The organism is Micromonospora humida (assembly GCF_016901255.1).
In the GTDB taxonomy this organism is placed as follows: Bacteria; Actinomycetota; Actinomycetes; order Mycobacteriales; family Micromonosporaceae; genus Micromonospora; species Micromonospora wenchangensis.
In genome coordinates, this window is sequence record NZ_JAFEUC010000001.1 from 153,649 (window position 1) to 175,766 (window position 22,118).

Consider the following 22,118-nt stretch of genomic DNA (forward strand, 5'->3'; position numbering starts at 1 on the left):
CGGTGACACCGGTCCGGGAGGTGACCCGGCATGGGTGAGCTGCGCAAGCCGTTCCTGCTGTTGGCGCTGCTGGCGGTGGCGCTGGTGGTGGCGCTGGAACTGGGCTCGTCGCTGCTGACCGGCGGTGGCGACGCGGGCGGGGCGCTGCTGGCCGGGGCCCGGGACCTGGGCGTGGACGTCGGCGAGGTGGGACGGATCAGCGAGCCGTCCGGTCGGGGCACCGGTTACCTGGCGCTGGTCGACGTGGTGGCGCTCTGGAGCACCGGCCTGTTCTGCCTGAGCCTGCTGCTCTCCGAGCGGGTGCAGGGCCGGGTGCAGGGGGTGGCCACCCTGGTCTTCGCCGTCCTGCTGATCCTGGCGTCGCTGGTGCTGCTGGTGACCGTCTTCGTCGAACTGACGGTGATGGTGTCGCTCTTCCTCGCCGTGCCCTTCGGCACGCTGGCCTACCTGGCGCTGTGGGGTTTCTTCCCGGTCGGCGAGGCCAGCCTGCTGCTCGGCCTGGTGCTGGCGTTGAAGCTGGTCTGGGCCGGGCTGCTGCTGCTCGCCCAGCCCCGGTTCCTGCAGAACAAGGGGCTCGTCCTGCTGGCGCTGACCACCCTGGTCTGCACGGTGGTGCTGGAGTTCCTGCACCGGCTGGTCCCGGTGATCCTGGTCAGCATCCTCGACGACGTCGGCGCGCTGGTCTTCGCCGTCGTGGCCCTCGTCTGGGGCCTGGTCCTGCTGGTCGGCTCCGTCCCCGCCATCGTCAAGGCCGTCCGCGCCACCGCCACCGCCCGGTGACCCGCCGGCCCGGGGGCCGGCGGGTCACCGCGACGACGGGGCCGCCGTAATCCCGCCGCCGTCCCGCTCACGGTCCGGTCAGGACACGTGGGTCAGGTAGGCGTCGATCGTGGCGGCGAGGATGTCCGGGCCGGGGCGGGACCAGAGCGCCGCCTGGAACACCTCGACCTCGACCGGCCCGGTGTACCCGGCGGCGTCGACCGCCTCGCGCAGCCGGCGCAGCTCCACACAGCCCTCACCGGGCAGTGCCCGGCCGAGCAGCGCCCCCTCCGGGAGCGGGGTCACCCAGTCCGCCGCCTGGAACGCGGCGATCCGGTCGCCGGCGCGGGCGATCTGCGTATACACCGTGTCGTCCCACCAGACGTGGTAGGTGTCCACCACCACGCCGACCACGGCGGGGTCGAACCGTTCGGCGATGTCGAGCGCCTGGCCGAGGGTGGCGATCACGCACCGGTCGGCGCTGAACATCGGGTGCAGCGGTTCGATGGCGAGGCGTACCCCGGCGGCCGTGGCCTCGTCGGCGAGCGCGGCGACGGCGTCGGCGACCTGCCGGCGGGCCCCGTCGACGTCGCGGCTGCCCGGTGGGAGTCCGCCGGACACCAGTACCAGTTCCCGGGTACCGAGGGTGGCCGCCTCCTCGATGGCCCGCCGGTTCTCGTCCCACCAGTCGGGGGTGGTGAAGAACCCGCCCCGGCACAGTGAGGTGACGGTCAGCCCGGCGGCGCGGACCAGCCGGGCCGCCCGGTCGAGCCCGTACTCCTGGACGGGTTCGCGCCACAGGCCGATGCCGGGCACCCCGGCCGCAGCGCAGCCGGCGACGGCCGCCTGAAGCGGCCAGTGCTGGGCGGTGGCCTGGTTGAACGAGAACCGTTCCAGCCCCGGTGCCGGCACCACCCCGGTCACTGGGCCACCCCGGCCACGGTGAGGTACGCCCGGGCCCGCGCGGCGGCCAGCTCCGCGTCGGGCAGCAGCCCGGCGGCGTCGGCAAGGACGAGCAGCCGGGCCAGGTGGGCCGGGGAACGGCCGGACTGCTGCCCGGCCAGCATGGTGAAGTGCTCCTGGTGCCCGGCCAGCCAGGCGAGGAACACTATGCCGGTCTTGTAGAACCAGGTGGGCGCGGCGAACAGGTGCCGGGCCAGCGGCAGGGTCGGGGCGAACACCGCGTCGTAACGGTCCAGGTCACCGGCGTCGAGGGCGGACAGCGCGGCGGCGGCGGCCGGCGCGATGGCCGCGAAGACACCGAGCAGGGCGTCGGAGTGGCCCTGTCCGTCGCCCCGGATCAGTTCCGGGTAGTGGAAGTCGTCGCCGGTGTAGAGGCGTACCCCGGCGGGCAGGCGGCGGCGCAACGCGATCTCCCGGTCGGCGTCGAGCAGGGACACCTTGATCCCGTCGATCCGGTGCTGGTGCTGTTTGATCAGGTGCAGCACCGTATCGGTGGCCTCGTCGAGGTCGGTCGAGCCCCAGTAGCCGGCCAGCGCCGGGTCGAACATGTCACCGAGCCAGTGCAGCACCACCGGCTGGTCGGCGGCGGTGAGCAGTTCGTCGTACACCCGCAGGTAGTCGTCGGGGCCGGTGGCGGCGGCGGCCAGGTGCCGGCTGCACATCAGCACCGGACGGGCGCCGGCGGCGGTGACGTCGGCGAGCTGGTCGGCGTACGCCCGGGTCACCTCGGGCACCGTGGCCGGGCCGGGTGGGAGCTGGTCGGTGGCGACCCCGGCGACGATCCGGCCGCCGACCGCGCGGGCCTCGGCGGCGCTGCGCCGGACCAGTTCCCGGGTGGCCGGGTAGTCCAGGCCCGCGCCGCGCTGGGCGGTGTCCATCGCCTCGGCCACCCCCAGCCCGTACGACCAGAGGTGCCGGCGGAAGGCGAGGGTGGTGTCCCAGTCGACGGCGGCCGGGGCGCCCGGGACGTTCTCCGCGCGCGGGTCGGCGACGACGTGCGCGGCGGCGTACGCCACTCTGCTGGTGGACGGGCCGGTGGGGCGGTCGTGACCGGCGCTGCCGCGCAGCCGGTGGGTGCTCCCGTCGGGCAGCCGGACGGTGCCGGTCACCGGGACAGCTCCGGCACCTCGACCCGGCGGCCCTCCCGGGCCGAGCGCAGCCCCAGCTCGGCAAGTTGCACGCCGCGTGCGCCGGCCAGGAAGTCCCAGGTGAACGGGGAGCCGGTGACGACGTGCCGCAGGAACGCCTCCCACTGCACCTTGAAGCCGTTGTCGAACTCCTCGTTGTCGGGCACCTCGGTCCACTGCGCCCGGAAGTCCTCGGTGGCGGGCAGGTCCGGGTTCCACACCGGTTTGGGGGTGACCGCCCGGTGCTGGACCCGGCAGCGGCGCAGCCCGGCGACGGCGCTGCCCTCGGTGCCGTCGACGTGGAACTCGACCAGTTCGTCGCGGTGCACCCGGGTGGTCCAGGACGAGTTGAGCGCGGCGATGATCCCGCCGTCGAGTTCGAAGATGCCGTACGCGGCGTCGTCGGCGGTGGCCGGGTAGGGCCGGCCGGCCTCGTCGACGCGCTGCGGGACGTGCGTGGCGGCGACGCAGGTGACCGCCCGGACCGGGGCGAACAGCTCCTCCAGCACGTACTGCCAGTGCGGGAACATGTCCATCACGATGCCGCCGCCGTCCTCGGCGCGGTAGTTCCAGGACGGACGCTGGGCGGGCTGCCAGTCGCCCTCGAAGACCCAGTAGCCGAACTCGCCCCGGACGGAGAGGATGCGGCCGAAGAACCCGCCGTCGATCAGCCGCTTGAGCTTGCGCAGCCCGGGGAGGAAGAGTTTGTCCTGCACGACGCCGGTGCGGATGCCGGCGGCGTCGGCGGCGCGGACCAGCTCCCACGCACCGGCGCTGGACTCGGCGAGCGGCTTCTCGGTGTAGATGTGCTTGCCGGCGTCGATGGCCTGCCGGATGGCCTTCTCCCGCTGCTGGGTCACCTGGGCGTCGAAGTAGATCTCCGCGTCGTCGCGGGCGAGGGCGGCGGTGAGGTCCGTGGTCCAGTCGGTGAGGCCGTGCCGTTCCGCGACCGCCCGCAGCCGGGTCTCGTCCCGGCCCACCAGGATCGGCTCGGGCCAGATCCGGGTGCCGTCGTCCAGCGCCAGGCCACCCTGCTCACGCAGGGCGAGCAGGGAGCGGACCAGGTGCTGGCGGTAGCCCATCCGACCGGTGACGCCGTTGACGATGATGCCGATCGACCTTCGGGTCATGGTCGTCCTTCCCCTTTGCACATCGCATAGGTAAGCGCTTTCCTAGCAGCCTAGGTGGCAGCTTCACCACGGGCAAGAGGCCGCCGTCGCCCGTTGCGGTAACCTGTCCGCTACCGTGCGGCCCCGACCGGGCCCGGACACTTTCGGGGGTGCCCATGGCGACGCTGGCCGATGTCGCCCGCCGCGCCGGGGTCTCCCCCGCCACCGCCTCCCGGGTGATCAACGGCAGCAGCAAGCCGGTCGCCGACGAGCTGCGCGAACGGGTGCTGCGGGCCGTCGCCGACCTGCGGTACGTGCCCAACGCGCACGCCCAGCTGCTGGCCCGGCCGCAACGCAGCGTGGTCGGCGTGGTGGTGCACGACGTCTCCGACCCGTACTTCGCCGAGCTGACCCGGGGGCTGCAACGGGTCGCCACCGACCACGGCCGGCTGGTCATCATCTGCAACAGCTACCGCGACCCGGAACGCGAACTGGAATACGTGGAGCTGCTGCGCGCCCAGCAGGTCGCCGCGATCGTGCTGGCCGGCTCCGGCTACCACGACGCCACCTTCACCGCCCGGCTCGCCGAGAAGCTGGCCGCCTACGAGGCGACCGGCGGCCGGGTGGCGGTGGTCGGCCGGCACGAACACCCCGGCGACGCGGTGATGCCGGCCAACACGGACGGCGGCCGGCTGCTCGGCGCGGAACTGCTGCGCCGGGGGCACACCCGGATCGGGGTGGTCGCCGGCCCGCAGGTGCTGACCACCATCACCGACCGGCTCGACGGGCTGCGCGCCGCGCTCGCCGAGGGCGGCCACCCGCTGCCCGCCGAACGCGTCAGGTACGCCGACTTCGACCGCGACGGGGGTGCCCGCGCCGCCGGTGAACTGCTCGACGCCTTTCCCGGACTGACCGCGCTGGTGGCGTTGAACGACTCGATGGCCGTCGGCGCGCTGACCCTGCTGCGCGCCCGGGGCGTGCCGGTCCCCGGGCAGGTGTCGGTGGTCGGCTTCGACGACATGCCGGTCGCCGCCGACGTCACCCCGGCGCTGACCACCGTCCGGCTGCCCCTGGTGGAGCTGGGCGCACGGGCGATGACCCTGGCGCTGGGCCCGGCCGCCGACCGGTCCCGGGTCGAGGTGCTGCCGGCCACCCTGGTCGTCCGGGACAGCCTCGGCCCCGCCCCGGCCTGATCCGTCCGCACCGGGCCGGCAGCACGGCGGGTGGGTGGGCGGGGTCGGCACCGGTTCAGGCGGGGGTCGTCGCCAGCTCGGCGAGCCGGTCGATCTGCCGGGGGTCGGACAGCGCCGAACCCACCGCCACCACCCGCACCCCGGCGGCGAGGAAGTCGGCGGCGTTGCCCGCGTCGATCCCCCCGGTCGCCACGAACCGCAGTTCCGGCAGCGGACCGGCCATCGCCTTGAACCACTGTGTGCCGAGGCTGGCCGCCGGGAACGCCTTGAGCCAGATCAGCCCGTGGTCGAGCGCGAGCTGCGCCTCGGTGGGGGTGGCCACCCCGGGCAGGTGCGGGATGCCGTAGCTGACCGCCGCGTCGGCCACCGCCAGGTCCAGCCCGGGGGCGACGGTGAACGCCGCGCCGGCGCTGGCGGCCTGCCGTACCTGGGCGGGGGTGCGCACCGTGCCGGCCCCGACCCGGCGGCCCCGGTCCTTGCCCGCCTCCACCGCCGCCCGCAGGGACAGCGTGGCGTCCGGGGTGCGGATCGGCACCTCGACCACGTCGATGCCGAGGTTCCAGGCCCGTTCGGCGAGCCGGACGGTCTCCGTCGGCGGCAGGTCCCGCAGGATCACCATCACCCGTGCGGTGCCGAACAGGGGTGCGAAGTCGTGCGCGGTCATCGACCGTTCCTTCCGGTGGCGGGGGTGGGGAGCAGGCCGGCGTCGACCAGGTCCAGGCTCGCCCAGTCCTGCGCCGGCAGCGCGAGGAGCCGGTCGGCCAACGCCCGCCGCGGCGGCGGGGCGGTGTCCCCGGCGACGGTCAGGGCGGGGGCCGCGCAGAGGTGTCCGAGCCGCAGACAGCGGTCCAGGTCGAGGCCGCGCAGCAGCCCCGACAGGAGGCCGGCGGCGAAGGCGTCACCGGCCCCGACCGGCTCGTGCACCGGCACCCGCAGCGCCGGCACGAAGACGGCCGCCGCGCCGCGGGGCAGCGCGGTGACCCCGACGGCGGCGTCCTTGACCACCACCAGTTCCGGGCCGGGCAGCAGGTCGCGGACGGCGGTCGGCTCGGTGACGCCCCACAGGGTGTGCGCCTCGTCGAGGCCGACCAGGACCACGTCGGCGGCGTCGGCGAGCCCGCGCAGCACCGGCGCGGCGGTCGCCGCCGACCAGAGCCGGGCCCGGTGGTTGACGTCGAAGGTGACCCGGGCGGCGGGCAGCGGCCGGTCGGTGACCGCCCGGCGGACCAGGGCCGCGCAGGACGGCGAGAGGGCGGCGGTCACCCCGGACAGGTGCAGCAGCCGCGCCCCGGCCAGCGCCGGCTCGTCGAGCACCCCCGGGTGCAGGCGGGAGGCCGCCGACCCGGACCGGTAGTAGTGCACGGCCGTGCCGTCGGGCGTCGGGTCCTTGAGGTAGACGCCGGTCGGGGCGGTCGGGTCGACGGTGACCAGGCCGGTGTCCACTCCGGTGGCGGCGACGTGCCGCCGGACCCGCCGGCCGAACGGGTCGTCGCCGACCCGGCTGACCCAGGCCGTCCGGTGGCCGAGGGCGGCGAGCGCGCACGCCACGTTGGACTCTGCGCCGCCGACCGAGACGCCCAACCGGTCGGCCCGGTCCAGCGGACCGGTCGGGTCGGGGCCGAGCACCACCATCGACTCGCCGACGGTGACCACCTCCGGGCCGGGCCCGGCCCCGCCGGTCGGATCGGCGGCGGTCACTGCGGTTCCGCGGCGGCGAGCAGCGCGGTGACGCCGGCCCGGTCGCGTACCCCGTCGGCGACGAGCACCCGGTGCCGGCCGGTGCGCCGGCCACCGGCGGGCACCACGGCCGGCCGGTCGAAGGCGAAGGCCACGCAGACCCCCGGATACATCGCCGTCCGCACGAACCACCGGTCGCCGAGCCCCAGCCCGGTGAAGACCAGGGTGTACGCCCCACCGCCCGGCGCGACCGCGGTGAGCGCGACCCAGCGGGCGGCGCTGCCGTTGGCGGCCTGCTCGCCGTCGGCGTCGGCGGTGAACGTCACCGGCTCACCGTCGGCGACGGCCCGCCAGAAGAAGCCGCCGTAGCCGGCCCCGCCGGGCCGCCCGTTGGTGGCCGGGCTGCCCAGGTGGACGTCACGCCCGGCCGGGGCGGTGAGGGTGTAGTCGACGTCGAGCGCCCAGGCGTCCGGGGTCACCGGGCTCGCGGCGAGCCGGCGGTGCTCGGTGAGCAGCACCCCGCCGGCCCGGTCGCGCCACTGCAACGCGTGTGCCAGCCGGTCCGGCGCGCGCTCCCGCCAGTGCGTGTGCGCGATCACACCGTGGTCGTCACGCCAGGTGTAACCGGTGTCCCGGACGTACGTCCGGCCGCCCCACAGGTTGGTGCCGTCGACGTCCTGCACGGCCAGCGACGCCCCGAGGTGCCAGACGTGGTCGGCGGGCAGGGCGTCGGTGACCGGGGTGCCGGCCAGGGTCCGGACCGGGTGCAGGTAGGGCCGGGGGCCGTGCTTCGGGTCCAGGTCGGGGCGCACCACGTACCGGGCCACCTCGACGTCGCCGAGGCGCAGCCGGGGATCCTCGTCGACGTGCGGCCGGGGGCCGTCGTCGGCCGGTTCCGGGGCGGCACGGGTCGGGGCCGGGCCGGGGCCGGCCGGGACGGGGTGGGGGTGACCGGTCACGGTGCCTCCATCCGGGCGGTGGGCCGGCGGGCGGCGACCGCGTGCAGGGCGGCCAGCGCGTAGCCGGCCAGGATCGGCACCGCCACCGGGGTGACCAGTATCCCCAAAACCCCGGCCACCGCGCAGACCCCGCCGGCCGCCGCCCAGGTCCCCGGCCGGGCCAGGCCGGTCCGGGCGGCGACCCGGGCCGCCCCCCGGAAGCCCCGTCCGCCGGTACGACCGATCGCCACCACGGTCAGCCCGGCGTACCCGGCCAGGGCGGCGGTGACCACGGCGGTGCCGGCCAGCGCGACGCCGCCACCGGGCACCCGGCCGCTGGCCAGCGCGACCAGGTCGACGCCGAGCGCGACGGCGACGGCCAGCCCGACGGCGCTGGCGACCAGCCCGGCGGGCAGCGCCCGACCGAACCGGGACAGCGTGGTACGCAGGTCCGGCCAACCGCCGAGGGTCAGCCGGTCGTGCACGGCGGCGCTGGCGGTGGCCAGGGCCGGGGCGAGGGTGAGCACCGGCAGCGCGGCCAGCGTCACGGCGAACCCGAGCAGTGCCAGGTCGGTGGCGTCGCGCAGGGTGTCGCGCCAGTCCCGGCGGGCCGGTAAGGCGTCCTCGGACGCCAGCGGGGCGGCGGTCATCCCTTCAGCCCACTGGTGTTGATGCCCTCGACCAGCATCCGCTGGAAGGCCAGGAAGAACAGGAACACCGGCAGCAGCGACAGCACCGACATGGCGAACATCGGGCCGACCGCGCTCTGGCTGGTGGAGTCGATGAACAGGGTCAGCGCCACCGGCACGGTGTAGTCGTCCAGGCTGGACAGGAAGACCAGTTGCCGGAAGAAGTCGTTCCAGGTCCAGATGAACGAGAAGATCGCGGTGGTGACCAGCGCCGGGCGGCTCAGCGGCAGGATGACGTGCCGGAAGATGCCGTACGGGCTGGCCCCGTCGATCTTGGCGGCCTCGTCGAGTTCGCGCGGGATGCCCCGCATGAACTGCACCATGAGGAACACGAAGAACGCCTCGGTGGCCAGGAACTGCGGGATGAGCAGCGGCAGGTAGGGCCAGTCCCCGCCGACCAGGCCGAGGCTGCGGAACAGGATGTACTGCGGCACGATCAGCACGTGGCCGGGGAGCAGCAGGGTGCCGATCATGACGGCGAACCAGACCCCCCGCAGCCGGAACCGCAGCCGCGCCAGGGCGTACGCGGCGAGCAGGCAGGAGACCGCGTTGCCGACCACGGTCAACAGGCTGACCATGGCGCTGTTGAGGAAGAACGTGCCGAAGCTGAGGTCGAAGTTGCCCCAGCCGGCGGTGTAGTTGCCCGGGGTGAACCGCTCGGGCAGCAGGCCGATGTTGTTGACGATCTCTTCCTGCGACTTGACCGAGGTGCCCACCATCCACAGCAGCGGGTAGAGCACCACCGCCACGATCACGATCAGCACCAGCAGGCGTACGGCCTGCCGGCCGCCCTGCCGCCGGCGGCCGGGCCGTCGCGTCGTCGAGGTCACCGCCACCATCACTTCTCCCCGTCGGAGTAGTGCACCCAGAACCGCCCGGTGCTGAAGAAGACCACGGTGATCAGGCCGATCGCGAGCAGGAACACCCAGGCCATCGCGGAGGCGTAGCCCATCTCCAGGTCGGTGAAGCCCGAGATGTAGAGCTTCAGCGTGTACATCAGGGTGGAGTCGACCGGCCCGCCGGTGCCGTTGCTGAGCACGAAGGCGGCGGTGAAGCCCTGGAACCCGTTGATGGTCTCCAGCACCAGGTTGAAGAAGATGACCGGGGAGAGCATCGGCAGGGTGACGTGCCAGAACTGGCGGAACCGGCCGGCACCGTCGACGGAGGCGGCCTCGTACAGCTCGGTGGGGACCTGCTTCAACCCGGCCAGGAAGATCACCATGGGTGCGCCGAACTGCCAGATGGCCAGCACCATCAGGGTCTGCAACGCCCAGTCCGGGTCGCTGACCCAGGGCAGCCCCTCGATGCCGAACAGCGCGAGGAACGAGTTGAACGCGCCGTCCCGGTTGAACATGTTGACCCAGACGATGGCCAGCGCGACGCTGCCGCCGAGCAGGGACGGCAGGTAGAACAGGGCCCGGAACAGGCCCACCCCCCGCCACGCCTTGTTGAGCAGCAGCGCCACCCCGAGGGCGGCGGCCAGCTTCAGCGGCACCGCCACCAGGGCGAAGGTCACCGTCACCCGCACCGCGTGCCAGTACGACGGGTCGGCGGTGAACATCCGCTCGTAGTTGGCCAGCCCCACCCACTGCACCTCGGACAGCGGGGTGAGGATGTCGTAGTTGGTGAAGCTCAGCCAGAGCGAGAGCAGCATGGGGATCGCCGTGACGCCCATCAGTCCGATGAGCCAGGGCGAGAGGAATACGTACCCCGCCAGTCCTTCGGCGTGCCGGTCCCGCCCGCCCCGACGCCGCTTGGCGTGGGGGCGGGCGGGACCGGTGCGTCCGGTCCGGCCGGGCACCGTGGTGAGGGCCACGGGTCCGGCTCCTTTCGTCGTCCGCGGTGCGCCGGTCAGGCGATCGCGGACTTGCAGGCGGCGAGGAACTGCTCGGCGGCCTGTTCCGGGGTGGCGCGCTGGTACTGGACGTTCTCGGCGGCCTTGACCAGCTCGGACTTGACCTTGCTGTGTCCCTTGATGGGCACCTGCGGTGACGTGCCGAACTTCTGCGCCAGCTCGGACTCGACCTGGATGGACTGCTTCATCGCCGGGTCGGTCACCGTCTGACTGACCGTGGCCCGCAGGTCCATGTTGGACGGCAGGCCCCGGTCGGTGCCGAGCAGGGCCACCGCCTCCGGGTCGTTGGCCAGGAAGTTGATCACGTCGACGGCGGTGTCCCGGTGCTTGCTGCCCTTGAACACCGACCAGTACATCGAGGCGCGGGCCCACTGGGCGCTCGGGTCACCCGGGTACGCCACCACTCCCAGCTCGTCCTTGGTGTTCTTCTTCAGGTCGGGCATCTGGTTGACCCAGACCCAGGAGGTAGCGGCCTTGCCGGTGACCACGAGCTGCTTGGTCACGTCGCTGGCGTTGCCCTCGTGGATCACGTCGGGGGTGGGGGTGGCGCCCCGGTCCCGGGCACCCTTCCACAGGGTGAACCACTTCGTCACGTCCTCGGCGGTGAAGCCGAGGTCCTTGCCGTTGTAGAGGTCCTTGCCCTGCTGGCGCAGCCAGACCCAGAACGCCTTGTAGTCGGCGCTCGGGTCCTGGGTGCCGGGGACCTTGGCCTTCCTGGCCACCTGCTCGGCCCAGGCGATGTGCTCCTCCCAGCTCTGGCCGGTGGTCGGCTCGGGGAGGCCGTTCCTGGTCAGCAGGGTCTTGTTGTAGACCAGCCCCTGGGTGTTCTCGCCGGCGGCCACCCCGGCCAGCTTGCCGTCGACGACGCCGTACTCCAGCAGGCTCTTGGGGAACTTCGACACGTCGAGCTTGCCGGAGTCCTGGTAGCTCTTGAGGTCGAGCACGGTGCTGCGGCCGGCGTACTCGGCCAGGTAGTTGTCGTCGATCTGGAACAGGTCCGGCGGGTTGCCGCCGGCGGTGAGGGTGGCCAGCTTGTCGAAGTAACCCTGGTTGGCCTGCCAGGTCTTCTCGAACGTCACGTTCGGGTGCTTCCTGGTGTAGAGGGCGAGGGCGTCCTCGGTGAGCTTGGCCCGCGCCTCACCGCCCCACCAGAAGACGGAGAGCTTGACCTGGCCGTCGGCACCGGCGTCGTCATCGCCGCAGGCCGCCGCGCCGAACATCAGCGGTACGGCGACGGCGGCGGCGACCAGGCCGCGCAGGAATCGACGACGGGGTGCGAGGGTACGGTGGTGCGGTTCGGCCGGCGTGCCGGCGGTGGGGGACGTTGCGGGGTGCATGCGCTCACTCCTCGGGTTAGGAGGCGACGACGCCACCGGTGGTCACGGTCGGGCTGCCCGGGTCCGCAAGGCGATGCGGGCCCGGGCCATCCGGAACGGAACCGGGACGGGATCGACCGGGTACGGGTCCGGTCGAGTCGCGAATGACCAGTTCGGTCTGGAGCATTACCTGTGCGGTGGTACGACGGTCGCCGAGGGCCGCTGCCCGTCCCCCGCCGCGCGGGCGCGGGTCGGAGTCGTGTTGCAGCAGCATGTCGACGGCCGTCCGGCCGGCGGCCGCGGTTGGCGTGGCCACCGTCGTCAACTTGGGGCGGGTGAGTCGGCTCAGCGCGATGTCGTCGACGCCGACCACGCTGACGTCCTGCGGTACCCGGATGCCGAGCTGGTCGAGCCCCTCGATCAGCCCGATCGCCATCAGGTCGTTGTAGGCGAGCACGGCGGTGACGCCGCTGTCGCGTACCCGGGCGGCCAGTTCACCGCCGCCGGTCTCGGTGGGCGGGTTGGGCCCGAGCACGGTCAGCTCGGCCCCGCCGGAGCGGGCGGCGGCGCCGGCCGCCCGGCGCATCTGCTGGTGGGTCCAGGAGCCGCGTGGCCCGCCGAGCAGGGCGATCCGACGGTGGCCGAGGCCGAGCAGGTGCTCGATCGCGGCGCGCGCCCCCTGGCCGACGTCCATCATCACGCAGGGCAGGCCGGTGACCTGCCGGTTTATCACCACCACCGGGACTTCCCGGCTGACCTGCTCGATCAGGCCGTTGCTCATCCGGGGGCTGCACAGCAGCACCCCGTCGACCTGCTTGGCCAGCGCGTGGACCAGCTCCTCCTCGGCGGCCGGGTCCTCGTTGGTGTCGGCCACGAAGACGTGGTAGTCGCGGTGCCGGGCCTGCCCCTCGGCCGCCTTGATCAGCGGCGGGAAGAACGGGTTGGCGATGTCGGCGATGATCAGGCCGATGTTGTGGGTCCGCCCGGTGATCAGGGCGCGGGCGGCCCGGTTGGGCCGGTAGCCGAGGTCCTCGGCGCAGGCCAGCACCCGGCCCCGGGTCTCCGGGTTGACCAGGTGCGGCGCCGAGAAGGTCCGGGACACCGTGGAGATGTGCACGCCCGAGGCCCGCGCGACGTCGCGGATGGTGGCTGGCACGGGCGGCCCTCTCGTCGATGGTGTGGTCGGGGTCACGTGGGTGCCGCCAATTAATGCAAACGGTTGCTCCACTGTCAACGGGAGTTTGTTACAGGTCGATTGCGGGGGCGCTCCTACCATGCCCCCTTTTACGCATGAAACGGTATCTATGCCACGGGATTGGCATCGATCGTTGACGTGCTCTTCACCGACGTGGTTTCTTCACTGCAAACCTTTGCAGCCACCGGGGAGGTCCACGGATGCCACCACCAGCCACGCCACGCCGACGGCACGCCCTCGTCGGCACCGGGGCGCGGGCGGAGATGTTCGTCCGGGCCCTGGTCACCGCGCACGCCGACACCGCCGAGCTGGTCGCCTTCGCCGACGTCAACCAGACCCGGATGGACGCGCACAACCGGTGGCTGACCGAGCTGGGCCATCCGGCCGTGCCGACGTACCCGGCCGCCGACTTCGCCACCATGCTCGCCAAGGAACGGGTCGACGTGGTGCTGGTGACCAGCGTGGACGTCACCCACGACGAGTACATCGTGACGGCCCTGCGCGCCGGCTGCGACGTGGTCACCGAGAAACCGATGACCGTCGACGCGGCCCGCTGCCGGCGCATCCTCGACGCGGTCGCCGAGACCGGCCGGCAGGTCACCGTCGCCTTCAACTACCGCTACAACCCGTTGCACGAGCAGGTCAGAAGGCTGCTCGCCGACGGCGCGGTCGGCGAGATCGGCTCGGTGCACTTCGAGTGGCTGCTCGACGTGCGGCACGGCGCGGACTACTTCCGCCGCTGGCACCGGGACAAGGCCAGCTCCGGCGGGCTGATGGTGCACAAGGCCAGCCACCACTTCGACCTGGTCAACTGGTGGCTCGACGCCACCCCGGTCGAGGTGTACGCCGCCGGCCGGCTGTTCTTCTACGGCGACGCGGGCCGCCGGCACGGCTACGCCCGCGACTACGACCGGGCGCACGACTCCCCCGCCGCCGCCGACGACCCGTTCGCCCTACGGATGGCCGACCACCCCCGGCTGCGCGAGCTGTACCTCGACGCCGAGGCCGACGACGGCTACCAGCGCGACCGCAACGTCTTCGCCCCCGGGGTGAGCATCGAGGACGACATGGCGGTGCTGGCCCGCTACTCCACCGGCGCGACGATGACCTACCACCTCACCGCCTACGCCCCCTGGGAGGGCTACCGGGTGATGGTCAACGGCAGCCGTGGCCGGCTGGAACTGGAGGTCACCGAGAGCGACTTCGTCAGCCCGGCCGCCGCCGGGGCGCTCAAGGGGGCCGCCCTGCACGGCGACGAGGCCGCCGCCGAGCACGGCGAGGCCACCCTCACCCTGCGCCCGTTCTGGGCCCCACCCACCCGGATCCCGGTCGAGGGCTACACCCGGCAGGGCCACGGCGGCGCGGATGTCCGGATGACCCGGGTGATCTTCGGCGGCGAGCCGGACCCGCTGGGCCGGGCCGCCACCGCCCACGACGGGGCGCTGGCCCTGCTTACCGGGCTTGCCGCCAACCGCTCCTTCGACACCGGTGAGCCGGTCCGCGTCGCCGACCTGCTCACCCTGCCCTGACCGGGCCGGCCCCACGCCCGGCCACCCCGAACCGCCGACCCTCCGCCCGCACCCGAGGAGTCCCCCGACGTGCCGACCTCTCCCGACCTGCTCCTGCCGACCGACCCGGGCGTCCGGGCCATCGCCCGCGAGCTGTACGCCCTCGCCGGCCCGCAGCCGATCATCTCGCCGCACGGGCACGTCGACCCGGCGCTGCTGGCCGAGGACCGGCCCTTCCCGGATCCGGCCCGGCTGCTCATCGTGCCCGACCACTACCTCACCCGGATGCTGCTCAGCCAGGGGGTGCCGCCGGCCGAACTCGGCGTGCCCAGCGTCGACGGCAGCCCGGTGGAGACCGACGGCCGGACGATCTGGCGACGCTTCGCCGCACACTGGCACCTGTTCCGGGGCACCCCGTCGCGGCTGTGGCTGGAACGCACCTTCAGTGAGGTCTTCGGGGTGGACACCGCGCTCACCCCGGCCACCGCCGACGCCGTCTACGACGAGGTGGCCGCCCGGCTCGCCGAGCCGGAGTTCCGGCCCCGGGCGCTGTTCACCCGGTTCCGCATCGAGGTGCTCGCCACCACCGAGTCCCCGCTGGACGACCTCGCCGCGCACGCCAAGCTCGCCGCCGACGGCTGGGGCGGGCCGGGCGGCCGGGTGGTCACCACCTTCCGCCCCGACAACGTCGTCGACATGGAGTTCGACGGCTGGGCCGACAACGTGGCCCGGCTCGGCGAGGTGGCCGGCGTCGACACCGGCACGTACACCGGCTACCTGGACGCGCTGCGGGCCCGCCGGGCGGCGTTCGTCGCGGCCGGCGCGACCTCCTCCGACCACGGCCACCCCACCGCCCAGACGCTGGTGCTCGACGCCGACGAGGCGGCCCGGCTCTACGACCGGGGCCGGCGAGGGCTGGCCGACGCCGCCGACGCCGAGGCGTTCCGGGCGCACATGCTGGTGGAGTTCGCCCGGATGTCGCTCGACGACGGCCTGGTGCTGCAACTGCACCCCGGCGCCGTGCGCAACCACAACCGCCGGCTGTACGCCACCCACGGCCGCGACGTCGGCGGGGACGTCCCGCACGCCACCGAGTACGTGCACGCGCTGGCCCCGCTGCTCGACGCGTACGGCAACGACCCGCGCCTGCGGGTGGTGCTCTACACCCTCGACGAGTACACGTTCACCCGGGAGCTGGCCCCGCTGGCCGGCGGCTACGCCGCGCTCTACCTCGGCGCGCCCTGGTGGTTCCTGGACTCCCCGGAGGTGCTGCGCCGGTTCCGGGAGGCGGTCACCGAGTCCGCCGGGTTCTACAACACCGCCGGGTTCGTCGACGACACCCGCGCGTTCTGCTCCATCCCGGTCCGCCACGACGTGGCCCGCCGGATCGACGCCGGATTCCTGGCCCGCCTCGTCGCCGAGCACCGGCTGAGCGAGGACGAGGCCGCCGAGACGGTCGTCGACCTGGCGTACCGGCTGCCCAAGAAGGTCTTCAAGTTCGAGGGGTCCGCATGAGCACCAGGATCACCGACGTCGACGTGCACGACGTCCGGTTCCCCACCGCGGCGGCCGGCGACGGCTCCGACGCGATCAACCGGGGTGACTACTCGGCCAGCTACGTCGAGCTGCGCACCGACGACGGCCCGACGGGCGCCGGGTTCACCTTCACCAACGGCCGGGGCAACGAGATCACCTGCGCGGCGATCGAGGCCCTCGCCCACCACGTCCGGGGGCGCACCGTCGCCGAGATCGCGGCCGAACCGGTGGCGTTCTGGCGCTCGCTGACCGCCGACGTGCAGCTGCGCTGGCTGGGGCCGGAGAAGGGGGTCATCCACATGGCCGCCGGGGCGCTGGTCAACGCGGTCTGGGACCTGCGGGCCAAGCTGGCCGGCAAGCCGATGTGGCGCTACCTCGCCGAGCTGTCCACCGACGAGCTGGTCGCCAACATCGACTTCCACCACATCACCGACGCGCTGACCCCCGACGAGGCGGCCACCCTGCTCGACAAGGGACTGGTCGGGGCGGCAGAGCGGCTCGCCGTGCTGGAGCAGGACGGTTTCCCGTCGTACACCACCTCGGTGGGGTGGTTGGGGTATCCGGACGACAAGGTGCGGGCGCTGACCCGCGAGGCGTACGCCCAGGGGTGGCGGGCGATGAAGATGAAGGTCGGCGGCCCGCCCGCCGACGACCTGCGCCGGGCGCGGATCATCCGGGCCGAGATCGGCCCGGACGCGCTGCTGATGATGGACGCCAACCAGGTCTGGGACGTCGACGAGGCGATCACCAACATGACCGCGCTGGCCGAGGTCGACCCGTACTGGATCGAGGAGCCGACGCACGCCGACGACATCCTCGGCCACGCCCGGATCGCCCGCGCGGTGACCGCGTCGACCGGCGGCCGGTGCCGGGTCGCCACCGGCGAGGTCGCCGCCAACCGGGTGATCTTCAAGCAGCTGCTCCAGGCCGAGGCGATCGGGGTGATGCAGATCGACGCCTGCCGGGTCGCCGGGGTCAACGAGGTGCTGGCGGAGCTGTTGCTGGCCGCGAAGTTCGGGGTGCCGGTCTGCCCGCACGCCGGTGGCGTCGGCCTCTGCGAGTACGTGCAGCACCTGGCCATCTTCGACTACCTGCGGGTCGGCACCAGCCTGGACGGACGGATGGTCGAGTACGTCGACCACCTGCACGAGCACTTCGTCGACCCGGTGCGCACCCGGGGCGGCCGGTACCTGCTGCCCACCGCCCCCGGTTACAGCGCCACCATGCGCCCCGAGTCGATCGCCCGGTTCCGCTTCCCGGACGGCCCGGTGTGGCGGTGAACGGGGGCACCGACCGGCTGGGCCTGGCCACCCTGCGCCGGCTGCCCGAGCAGAGCCGACCGCTGATCCGACCGGGCACCGTGCCGGCCGGCATCGTCCACCTCGGACTCGGCGCGTTCCACCGGGCCCACCAGGCGGTCTGCACCGAGGCGGCGGTCGACGCGGCCGGCGGCGACTGGGGCATCGTCGGCGTCGCCCCGCGCAGCACCGACCTGGTCGAGGCGCTCGCCGCACAGGACGCGCTGTTCAGCGTCACCACCCTGGCCGCCGACCGGTCCGCGACCCGGGTGGTCGGCGCGCTGGCCGGGGTGCGGCACGCGGCCAGCGACCCGGCGGCGGTGGTCGCGCTGCTCGCCGACCCGGCGATCCGGGTGGTGACGTTGACGGTGACCGAGAAGGCGTACCGGCTCGACCCGGTCTCCGGGGCGTTGCGGGCCGACGACGAGCTGACCCTCGACCTGACCACCGACCGGCCCCCGGTCACCGTGCCCGGCCTGCTGGTGCGGGGGCTGCTCGCCCGCGCCGCCGCCCAGGCGGGGCCGGTCGCGCTGGTCAGCTGCGACAACCTGCCGTCCAACGGGCGTCGGCTGCGCGGCCTGGTGCAGCAGTCGCTGGCGCTGGCCGGGGTGCCGGACGCCGTCCAGGACGCCCTCGCCGGGCAGGTGAGCTTCCCCGGCACGATGGTGGACCGGATCGTCCCGGCCAGCACCGCCGCGACCCTGGAGAATGCCCGCGCCGCGCTGGGGGTGACCGATCTGGCGGCGGTGGCCGCCGAGCCGTACCTCCAGTGGGTCGTCGAGGACGACTTCCCCGGCGGCCGGCCCAGGTGGGAGCGGGCCGGCGCGGTGCTCACCACCGACGCCGGCCCGTGGGAGCGGCTGAAGCTGCGCGGCCTCAACGGCGTCCACTCGGCGGTGGCCTACCTGGGGGCGGTCGCCGGCCGCGAGACGATCGCGGACACGCTGGCGCTGCCCGGCCTGACCGACGTGCTGCGCCGGTTCGTCGCCGAGGACGTGGCCGGGAGCTTCACCCCACCCGAGGGGACGACCGTCGTCGGGTACGGCGACGAGGTGCTGGGCCGGTTCGCCAACCCGGCGATCCGGCACCGCACCCTCCAGGTGGCGATGGACGGGTCGCAGAAGCTGCCGCAGCGGGTCCTTCACACCGCCGCCGACCTGCGCGCCCAGGGCCGTCCGGCGTACTGGTCGGCGCTGGTCGTGGCGGCCTGGCTGCGGTTCCTCGACGGGCGGGCCGACGACGGCACGGTGCTGCCGCTCGACGACCCGCTGGCCGACCGGATCACCGCCGCGCTCGCCGCCGCCGGGGACACCGCCGCCGGGACGGTCGAGGCGCTGTTCGCTTTGCCGGAGGTCTTCCCGGCGGCGCTCGCCGACGACGACGGGTTCCGCGCCGACGTGGCCGGATGGCTCGGCGCGCTGCGTACCCACGGGGTGGCGGCGGTCCTGGCCGGTGCGGCGTGACCGCCCCGGTGCCGCCGGCCGCCGCCGCTGGGCCCACCACCCGGGACGCTCCGGCCGGGGCCGTCACGACGGCCGTGCCCCGGGTGGCGATCGTCGGCGCGAACGGACACGGCCGCTGGCACCGGCGCAGCGTCGCCGGGCTGCACGCGGCGGGACGGCTGCGGCTGGTGGCGCTGGTCGACGTGCGGCCGATCGAGGACGAGCCGGCCGCGCCGGTCCCGCCCGGGGTCAGCGTGCACACCGACCACCGGGAGATGCTCGCCGCCGCCCGCCCGGACGTGGTGATCGTCTGCACCCCGCCGCACACCCACCTGCCGATCGCCCTGGACGTCCTCGCCGCCGGTGCCGACCTGCTGCTGGAGAAGCCGCCGGTGCTGTCCACCGCCGAACACCGGGAGTTGGCCGGGGCGCTGGCCGCGACCGGCCGGGCCTGCCAGGTCGGTTTCCAGGCGCTCGGCTCGATGGCACTGGCCGAACTGTCGGCCGCCCTCGGGCAGGGCCGGCTGGGCACCGTCACCGGCATCGGCACGGTCGCCTGCTGGCAACGCCCCGACGGCTACTACGCGCGGTCCCCGTGGGCCGGCCGACGCAGCCTGCACGGCCGACCGGTGCTCGACGGCGCGCTGGCCAACCCGCTGGCGCACGCGGTGATGCAGTGCCTGGCGGTCGCCCAGACGGTGACCGGCGCGCCGGTACGGCCGGCCCGCATCGAGCTGGAGCGCTACCGGGTCCGCCCGATCGAGGTCGACGACACGGCCACGCTGCGGATCGTCACCCCGGGTGGGCCGCCGATCGTGGCGGCGGTGACCCTGGCCGGGGAGGACTTCGTCGCCGGTGAGGTGATCGTGACCGGCACCGCCGGGCGGGCGGTGCTGGAGTACCCCACCGACCGGCTGCTGCTGCCCGGCGACCCGCACCCCCGGGAGGTGCCGGGGCGGCGGGGGCTGCTGGAGAACCTGCTCGCCCACCGCGCCGACCCGGCCGGCACCCCGCTGATCGCCCCGTTGACCCGGACCGCGCCGTTCACCGCCGTACTGGAACAGGTGCGGCAGGCCCCCGAGCCGACCCTGCTCGGCGGCGACCTGGTCACGGTCACCGGCAGCGGGCCGGAACGGGTGGTGACGGTACCCGGGATCAACGCGGCGCTGCGCCGGGCCGCCGGGCAGGGGGCGCTGCTGTCGGAACTGGCGGTGCCGTGGGCGGTGCCGCCGGTGCGGATCCCCCTGGCGGCGCTGGACGACTGACGCACCATCCACCACCACCCTCCGGAGATTCCCATGCGTCCACGAACCACCGGGGCGGCCCTGGTCGCCCTGTCCCTCCTACTGACCTCGGGCACTGCGGCACACGCCGCACCCGGCCGCACCGCCGACGGGGTGCCCCGGGCGGTCGAGCGGGTGGCCCGGCAGACCCTGCCGGCCGGCGACGGCTGGGCGTCCGAGGGCCCCGGCACCACCGGCGGCGCGGCGGCCGGCCCGGACCAGGTCCACCTCGTCCGCAGCCGGGCCGACCTGGTCCGGGCGCTGGGCGGCGACAACGCCACCAACAAGAGCAACGCCACCCCGAAGCTGATCGTCGTGGACGGCACCGTCGACGGGTTCGCCGCCGACGACGGCCACCTGCTCGGCTGCGCCGACCTGGCCGACCCGGAGTACAGCCTGGCGGCCTACCTGGCCGCGTACGACCCGGCGGTGTGGGGCATGGTGCCGCCGACCGGGGCGCTGGAGGCCGCCCGGGTGCGGTCGGTGGCCAACCAGACCCGGCAGACGCAGATCAACGTCGGGCCCAACACCACCATCGTCGGGCGGCGCGGGGCGGTCCTCACCGGGCTGACCCTGATGATCGACGGGGCCAGCAACGTCATCGTCCGCAACCTGACCTTCGACGACGCCCGGGACTGCTTCCCGGCCTGGTCCCCCACCGACGGCGCGACCGGCAACTGGAACTCCCAGTACGACCAGGTCTCAGTGCGCCGCAGCGAGCACGTCTGGGTCGACCACAACACCTTCACCGACGGCGACAACCCGGACAGCGGGCAGCCGGTGTACTTCGGCCGGCCCTACCAGGTGCACGACGGGTCGCTGGACGTCACCCACACCGCCAGCCTGGTGACCGCCTCGTACAACCGGTTCACCGGGCGGGACAAGCTGATGCTGATCGGCTCGTCCAACACCGTCGGGCCGGACGTCGGCCGGTTGAAGGTGACGCTGCACCACAACCTGTTCGACCGGGTGCTCCAGCGGCTGCCCCGGGTCCGGTTCGGCCAGGTCGACGTCTACAACAACTGGTACCGGCTGGCCGGCGACGACTTCGCGTACGCGATCGGGGTGGGCGTGCAGTCCGCCGCGTACGTGGAGAACAACTTCTTCACCCTCGGTGCCGGCATCGCCGCCGGCGACCTGCTGTACGACTGGGGTGGCACCGCCGTCACCACCCGGGGCAACTGGGTGGACGCGCCCGGCGCGCTGCCCCGCCCGGTCGACCTGGTGGCCGCCTACAACGCGGCCCACGACCCGGACCTGGGCGGCGACGCCGGGTGGACGCCGGCCCTGCGCGCGCCGCAGGCGGTGCCCGCGCCGCTGGTGCCGCTGGTGGTGGGGCCGTTCGCCGGGGCCGGTCGACTGCCGCTGTGAGCCGCCTGCGTCGGGCCGTGCCGTCCGTCGGCGCGGCCCGACCGCGGGGTCACCTCGGCAGGGTGAGCACCTCCGCGCCCTCGGGCGTGATGGCGATCGTGTGTTCGCTGTGTGCCGTGCGGCAGCCGGTGGCGCTGCGCAGCGTCCAGCCGTCGGCGTCGGTGACGAGGGTGGCGGTGTCGGCCATGACCCAGGGTTCCAGGGCCAGCAGCAGGCCGGGACGTAGCCGGTACCCGCGACCGGGCCGGCCGGTGTTGGACACGTGCGGGTCCTGGTGCATGGTGGACCCGACGCCGTGCCCGCCGAACTCGGTGTTGACCGGGTATCCCGCCGCGTGCAGGACCGTGCCGATGGCGTGCGAGAGGTCACCGACGCGTGCGCCCGGTCCGGCGGCGGCGATCCCGGCGCGCAGCGCCCGCTCGGTGGCGTCGATCAGCGCGACGCTCTCCGGGGGGCGGGTGTCGCCCACCAGGAAGCTGATCGCCGAGTCGGCGACCACGCCGCCGAGGGAGACGGCGAGGTCGAGGGAGAGCAGGTCGCCGTCGGCGAGGTGGTGGTCGTACGGCAGTCCGTGCAGCACCGCGTCGTTGACCGAGGTGCAGATGTAGTGGCCGAACGGGCCCCGGCCGAAGGACGGCGCGTAGTCGACGTAGCAGGACGTCGCCCCGGCGTCGACGATCATCTGCTGCGCCCACGCGTCGATCTCCAGCAGGTTGGTGCCGACCACGACGCGGCCCTTCAGCGTCTGGAGGATCTCGGCGACCAGCGCGCCGGTGTCCCGCGCGCGCCGCACGTCGGTGGGGTTCAGGATCTCGATCATGCGGTGCCTTCCGTGGACCACCAATAAGTATCCCGGCCA

20 protein-coding genes are annotated in these 22,118 nt (G+C 73.9%); 8 read left to right on the top strand and 12 right to left on the bottom strand.

Annotated elements, in window-relative coordinates:
• Nucleotides 1–30: 30 nt before the first annotated feature.
• Nucleotides 31–780: a hypothetical protein gene (locus JQX11_RS00700; protein ID WP_204922968.1), complete on the top strand. Its 750-nt coding sequence runs from the start codon at nt 31–33 to the stop codon at nt 778–780.
• Nucleotides 781–858: 78 nt separating this feature from the next.
• On the opposite strand, the gene JQX11_RS00705 is transcribed toward JQX11_RS00700, so the two are convergent.
• From JQX11_RS00705 to JQX11_RS00715, 3 genes are read right to left on the bottom strand one after another with little or no spacing between them, the layout of a single operon-like run.
• Nucleotides 859–1,683, bottom strand: coding sequence for a sugar phosphate isomerase/epimerase family protein (locus JQX11_RS00705; protein ID WP_307825996.1), 825 nt, complete (start codon nt 1,681–1,683; stop codon nt 859–861).
• Nucleotides 1,680–2,831, bottom strand: coding sequence for a dihydrodipicolinate synthase family protein (locus JQX11_RS00710; protein WP_204922969.1), 1,152 nt, complete (start codon nt 2,829–2,831; stop codon nt 1,680–1,682). Before JQX11_RS00710 ends, JQX11_RS00705 begins: the two co-directional genes overlap by 4 nt.
• Complete coding sequence (locus JQX11_RS00715) at nt 2,828–3,979, bottom strand: Gfo/Idh/MocA family protein (RefSeq protein WP_204922970.1); 1,152 nt, start codon at nt 3,977–3,979, stop codon at nt 2,828–2,830. The genes JQX11_RS00710 and JQX11_RS00715 overlap by 4 nt, the downstream gene beginning before the upstream one ends.
• A gap of 155 nt (nt 3,980–4,134) precedes the next feature.
• Between JQX11_RS00715 and JQX11_RS00720 the strand changes: the two genes are divergently transcribed.
• A complete protein-coding gene (locus JQX11_RS00720; RefSeq protein WP_204923554.1) occupies nt 4,135–5,151 on the top strand; it encodes a LacI family DNA-binding transcriptional regulator in 1,017 nt (338 codons plus the stop codon).
• A gap of 55 nt (nt 5,152–5,206) precedes the next feature.
• Here JQX11_RS00720 and JQX11_RS00725 read toward each other — a convergent pair whose 3' ends face one another.
• The 8 genes from JQX11_RS00725 to JQX11_RS00760 are packed head-to-tail and all read right to left on the bottom strand — an operon-like array spanning nt 5,207 to nt 12,782.
• Nucleotides 5,207–5,815, bottom strand: coding sequence for a bifunctional 4-hydroxy-2-oxoglutarate aldolase/2-dehydro-3-deoxy-phosphogluconate aldolase (locus tag JQX11_RS00725; protein ID WP_204922971.1), 609 nt, complete (start codon nt 5,813–5,815; stop codon nt 5,207–5,209).
• Complete coding sequence (locus JQX11_RS00730; RefSeq protein ID WP_307825997.1) at nt 5,812–6,849, bottom strand: sugar kinase; 1,038 nt, start codon at nt 6,847–6,849, stop codon at nt 5,812–5,814. The genes JQX11_RS00725 and JQX11_RS00730 overlap by 4 nt, the downstream gene beginning before the upstream one ends.
• Nucleotides 6,846–7,787: a DUF6807 domain-containing protein gene (locus JQX11_RS00735; protein WP_204922972.1), complete on the bottom strand. Its 942-nt coding sequence runs from the start codon at nt 7,785–7,787 to the stop codon at nt 6,846–6,848. The genes JQX11_RS00730 and JQX11_RS00735 overlap by 4 nt, the downstream gene beginning before the upstream one ends.
• Nucleotides 7,784–8,416 carry a hypothetical protein gene (locus JQX11_RS00740; protein ID WP_204922973.1) on the bottom strand — a complete coding sequence of 211 codons (633 nt, stop codon included), beginning with the start codon at nt 8,414–8,416 and terminating at the stop codon, nt 7,784–7,786. The genes JQX11_RS00735 and JQX11_RS00740 overlap by 4 nt, the downstream gene beginning before the upstream one ends.
• Nucleotides 8,413–9,294, bottom strand: coding sequence for a carbohydrate ABC transporter permease (locus JQX11_RS00745; protein ID WP_232376985.1), 882 nt, complete (start codon nt 9,292–9,294; stop codon nt 8,413–8,415). The genes JQX11_RS00740 and JQX11_RS00745 overlap by 4 nt, the downstream gene beginning before the upstream one ends.
• Entirely contained in the window at nt 9,294–10,271 is a 978-nt protein-coding gene (locus tag JQX11_RS00750) for a carbohydrate ABC transporter permease (RefSeq protein WP_204922974.1), read from the bottom strand. The genes JQX11_RS00745 and JQX11_RS00750 overlap by 1 nt, the downstream gene beginning before the upstream one ends.
• 35 nt (nt 10,272–10,306) lie before the next feature.
• The gene (locus JQX11_RS00755) at nt 10,307–11,647 is read right to left on the bottom strand and encodes an ABC transporter substrate-binding protein (protein WP_204922975.1); all 1,341 of its coding nucleotides are present in this window, start codon (nt 11,645–11,647) and stop codon (nt 10,307–10,309) included.
• A 16-nt stretch (nt 11,648–11,663) separates the two neighbouring features.
• On the bottom strand, nt 11,664–12,782 hold the full coding sequence (locus JQX11_RS00760; RefSeq protein ID WP_204922976.1) for a LacI family DNA-binding transcriptional regulator: 1,119 nt from the start codon (nt 12,780–12,782) through the stop codon (nt 11,664–11,666).
• Nucleotides 12,783–13,021: 239 nt separating this feature from the next.
• Between JQX11_RS00760 and JQX11_RS00765 the strand changes: the two genes are divergently transcribed.
• The 6 genes from JQX11_RS00765 (at nt 13,022) to JQX11_RS00790 (ending at nt 21,259) form a co-directional block, all read left to right on the top strand.
• Nucleotides 13,022–14,350: a Gfo/Idh/MocA family protein gene (locus JQX11_RS00765; protein ID WP_204922977.1), complete on the top strand. Its 1,329-nt coding sequence runs from the start codon at nt 13,022–13,024 to the stop codon at nt 14,348–14,350.
• Between the two features lie 69 nt (nt 14,351–14,419).
• The gene (uxaC, locus tag JQX11_RS00770) at nt 14,420–15,844 is read left to right on the top strand and encodes a glucuronate isomerase (protein ID WP_204922978.1); all 1,425 of its coding nucleotides are present in this window, start codon (nt 14,420–14,422) and stop codon (nt 15,842–15,844) included.
• On the top strand, nt 15,841–17,145 hold the full coding sequence (locus JQX11_RS00775; RefSeq protein WP_204922979.1) for an enolase C-terminal domain-like protein: 1,305 nt from the start codon (nt 15,841–15,843) through the stop codon (nt 17,143–17,145). Before uxaC ends, JQX11_RS00775 begins: the two co-directional genes overlap by 4 nt.
• Nucleotides 17,136–18,626, top strand: coding sequence for a mannitol dehydrogenase family protein (locus JQX11_RS00780; protein WP_204922980.1), 1,491 nt, complete (start codon nt 17,136–17,138; stop codon nt 18,624–18,626). Before JQX11_RS00775 ends, JQX11_RS00780 begins: the two co-directional genes overlap by 10 nt.
• A 74-nt stretch (nt 18,627–18,700) precedes the next feature.
• Nucleotides 18,701–19,870, top strand: a complete 1,170-nt coding sequence (locus JQX11_RS00785; protein ID WP_372444538.1) for a Gfo/Idh/MocA family protein — start codon at nt 18,701–18,703, stop codon at nt 19,868–19,870.
• A 33-nt stretch (nt 19,871–19,903) separates the two neighbouring features.
• A complete protein-coding gene (locus JQX11_RS00790) occupies nt 19,904–21,259 on the top strand; it encodes a pectate lyase family protein (protein ID WP_204922982.1) in 1,356 nt (451 codons plus the stop codon).
• Between the two features lie 49 nt (nt 21,260–21,308).
• On the opposite strand, the gene map is transcribed toward JQX11_RS00790, so the two are convergent.
• On the bottom strand, nt 21,309–22,079 hold the full coding sequence (map, locus tag JQX11_RS00795) for a type I methionyl aminopeptidase (RefSeq protein WP_204922983.1): 771 nt from the start codon (nt 22,077–22,079) through the stop codon (nt 21,309–21,311).
• Between the last annotated feature and the right edge of the window lie 39 nt (nt 22,080–22,118).

What these genes read in the sequence shown, in the direction of transcription:
- JQX11_RS00725 (WP_204922971.1), bottom strand. Translation starts at nt 5,815, where the DNA reads ATGACCGCGCACGACTTCGCACCCCTGTTCGGCACCGCACGGGTGATG.
- JQX11_RS00775 (WP_204922979.1), top strand. Translation starts at nt 15,841, where the DNA reads ATGAGCACCAGGATCACCGACGTCGACGTGCACGACGTCCGGTTCCCC.
- JQX11_RS00720 (WP_204923554.1), top strand. Translation starts at nt 4,135, where the DNA reads ATGGCGACGCTGGCCGATGTCGCCCGCCGCGCCGGGGTCTCCCCCGCC.
- map (WP_204922983.1), bottom strand. Translation starts at nt 22,079, where the DNA reads ATGATCGAGATCCTGAACCCCACCGACGTGCGGCGCGCGCGGGACACC.
- JQX11_RS00715 (WP_204922970.1), bottom strand. Translation starts at nt 3,979, where the DNA reads ATGACCCGAAGGTCGATCGGCATCATCGTCAACGGCGTCACCGGTCGG.
- JQX11_RS00745 (WP_232376985.1), bottom strand. Translation starts at nt 9,294, where the DNA reads ATGGTGGCGGTGACCTCGACGACGCGACGGCCCGGCCGCCGGCGGCAG.
- JQX11_RS00790 (WP_204922982.1), top strand. Translation starts at nt 19,904, where the DNA reads ATGCGTCCACGAACCACCGGGGCGGCCCTGGTCGCCCTGTCCCTCCTA.
- JQX11_RS00740 (WP_204922973.1), bottom strand. Translation starts at nt 8,416, where the DNA reads ATGACCGCCGCCCCGCTGGCGTCCGAGGACGCCTTACCGGCCCGCCGG.
- JQX11_RS00700 (WP_204922968.1), top strand. Translation starts at nt 31, where the DNA reads ATGGGTGAGCTGCGCAAGCCGTTCCTGCTGTTGGCGCTGCTGGCGGTG.
- JQX11_RS00765 (WP_204922977.1), top strand. Translation starts at nt 13,022, where the DNA reads ATGCCACCACCAGCCACGCCACGCCGACGGCACGCCCTCGTCGGCACC.
- JQX11_RS00755 (WP_204922975.1), bottom strand. Translation starts at nt 11,647, where the DNA reads ATGCACCCCGCAACGTCCCCCACCGCCGGCACGCCGGCCGAACCGCAC.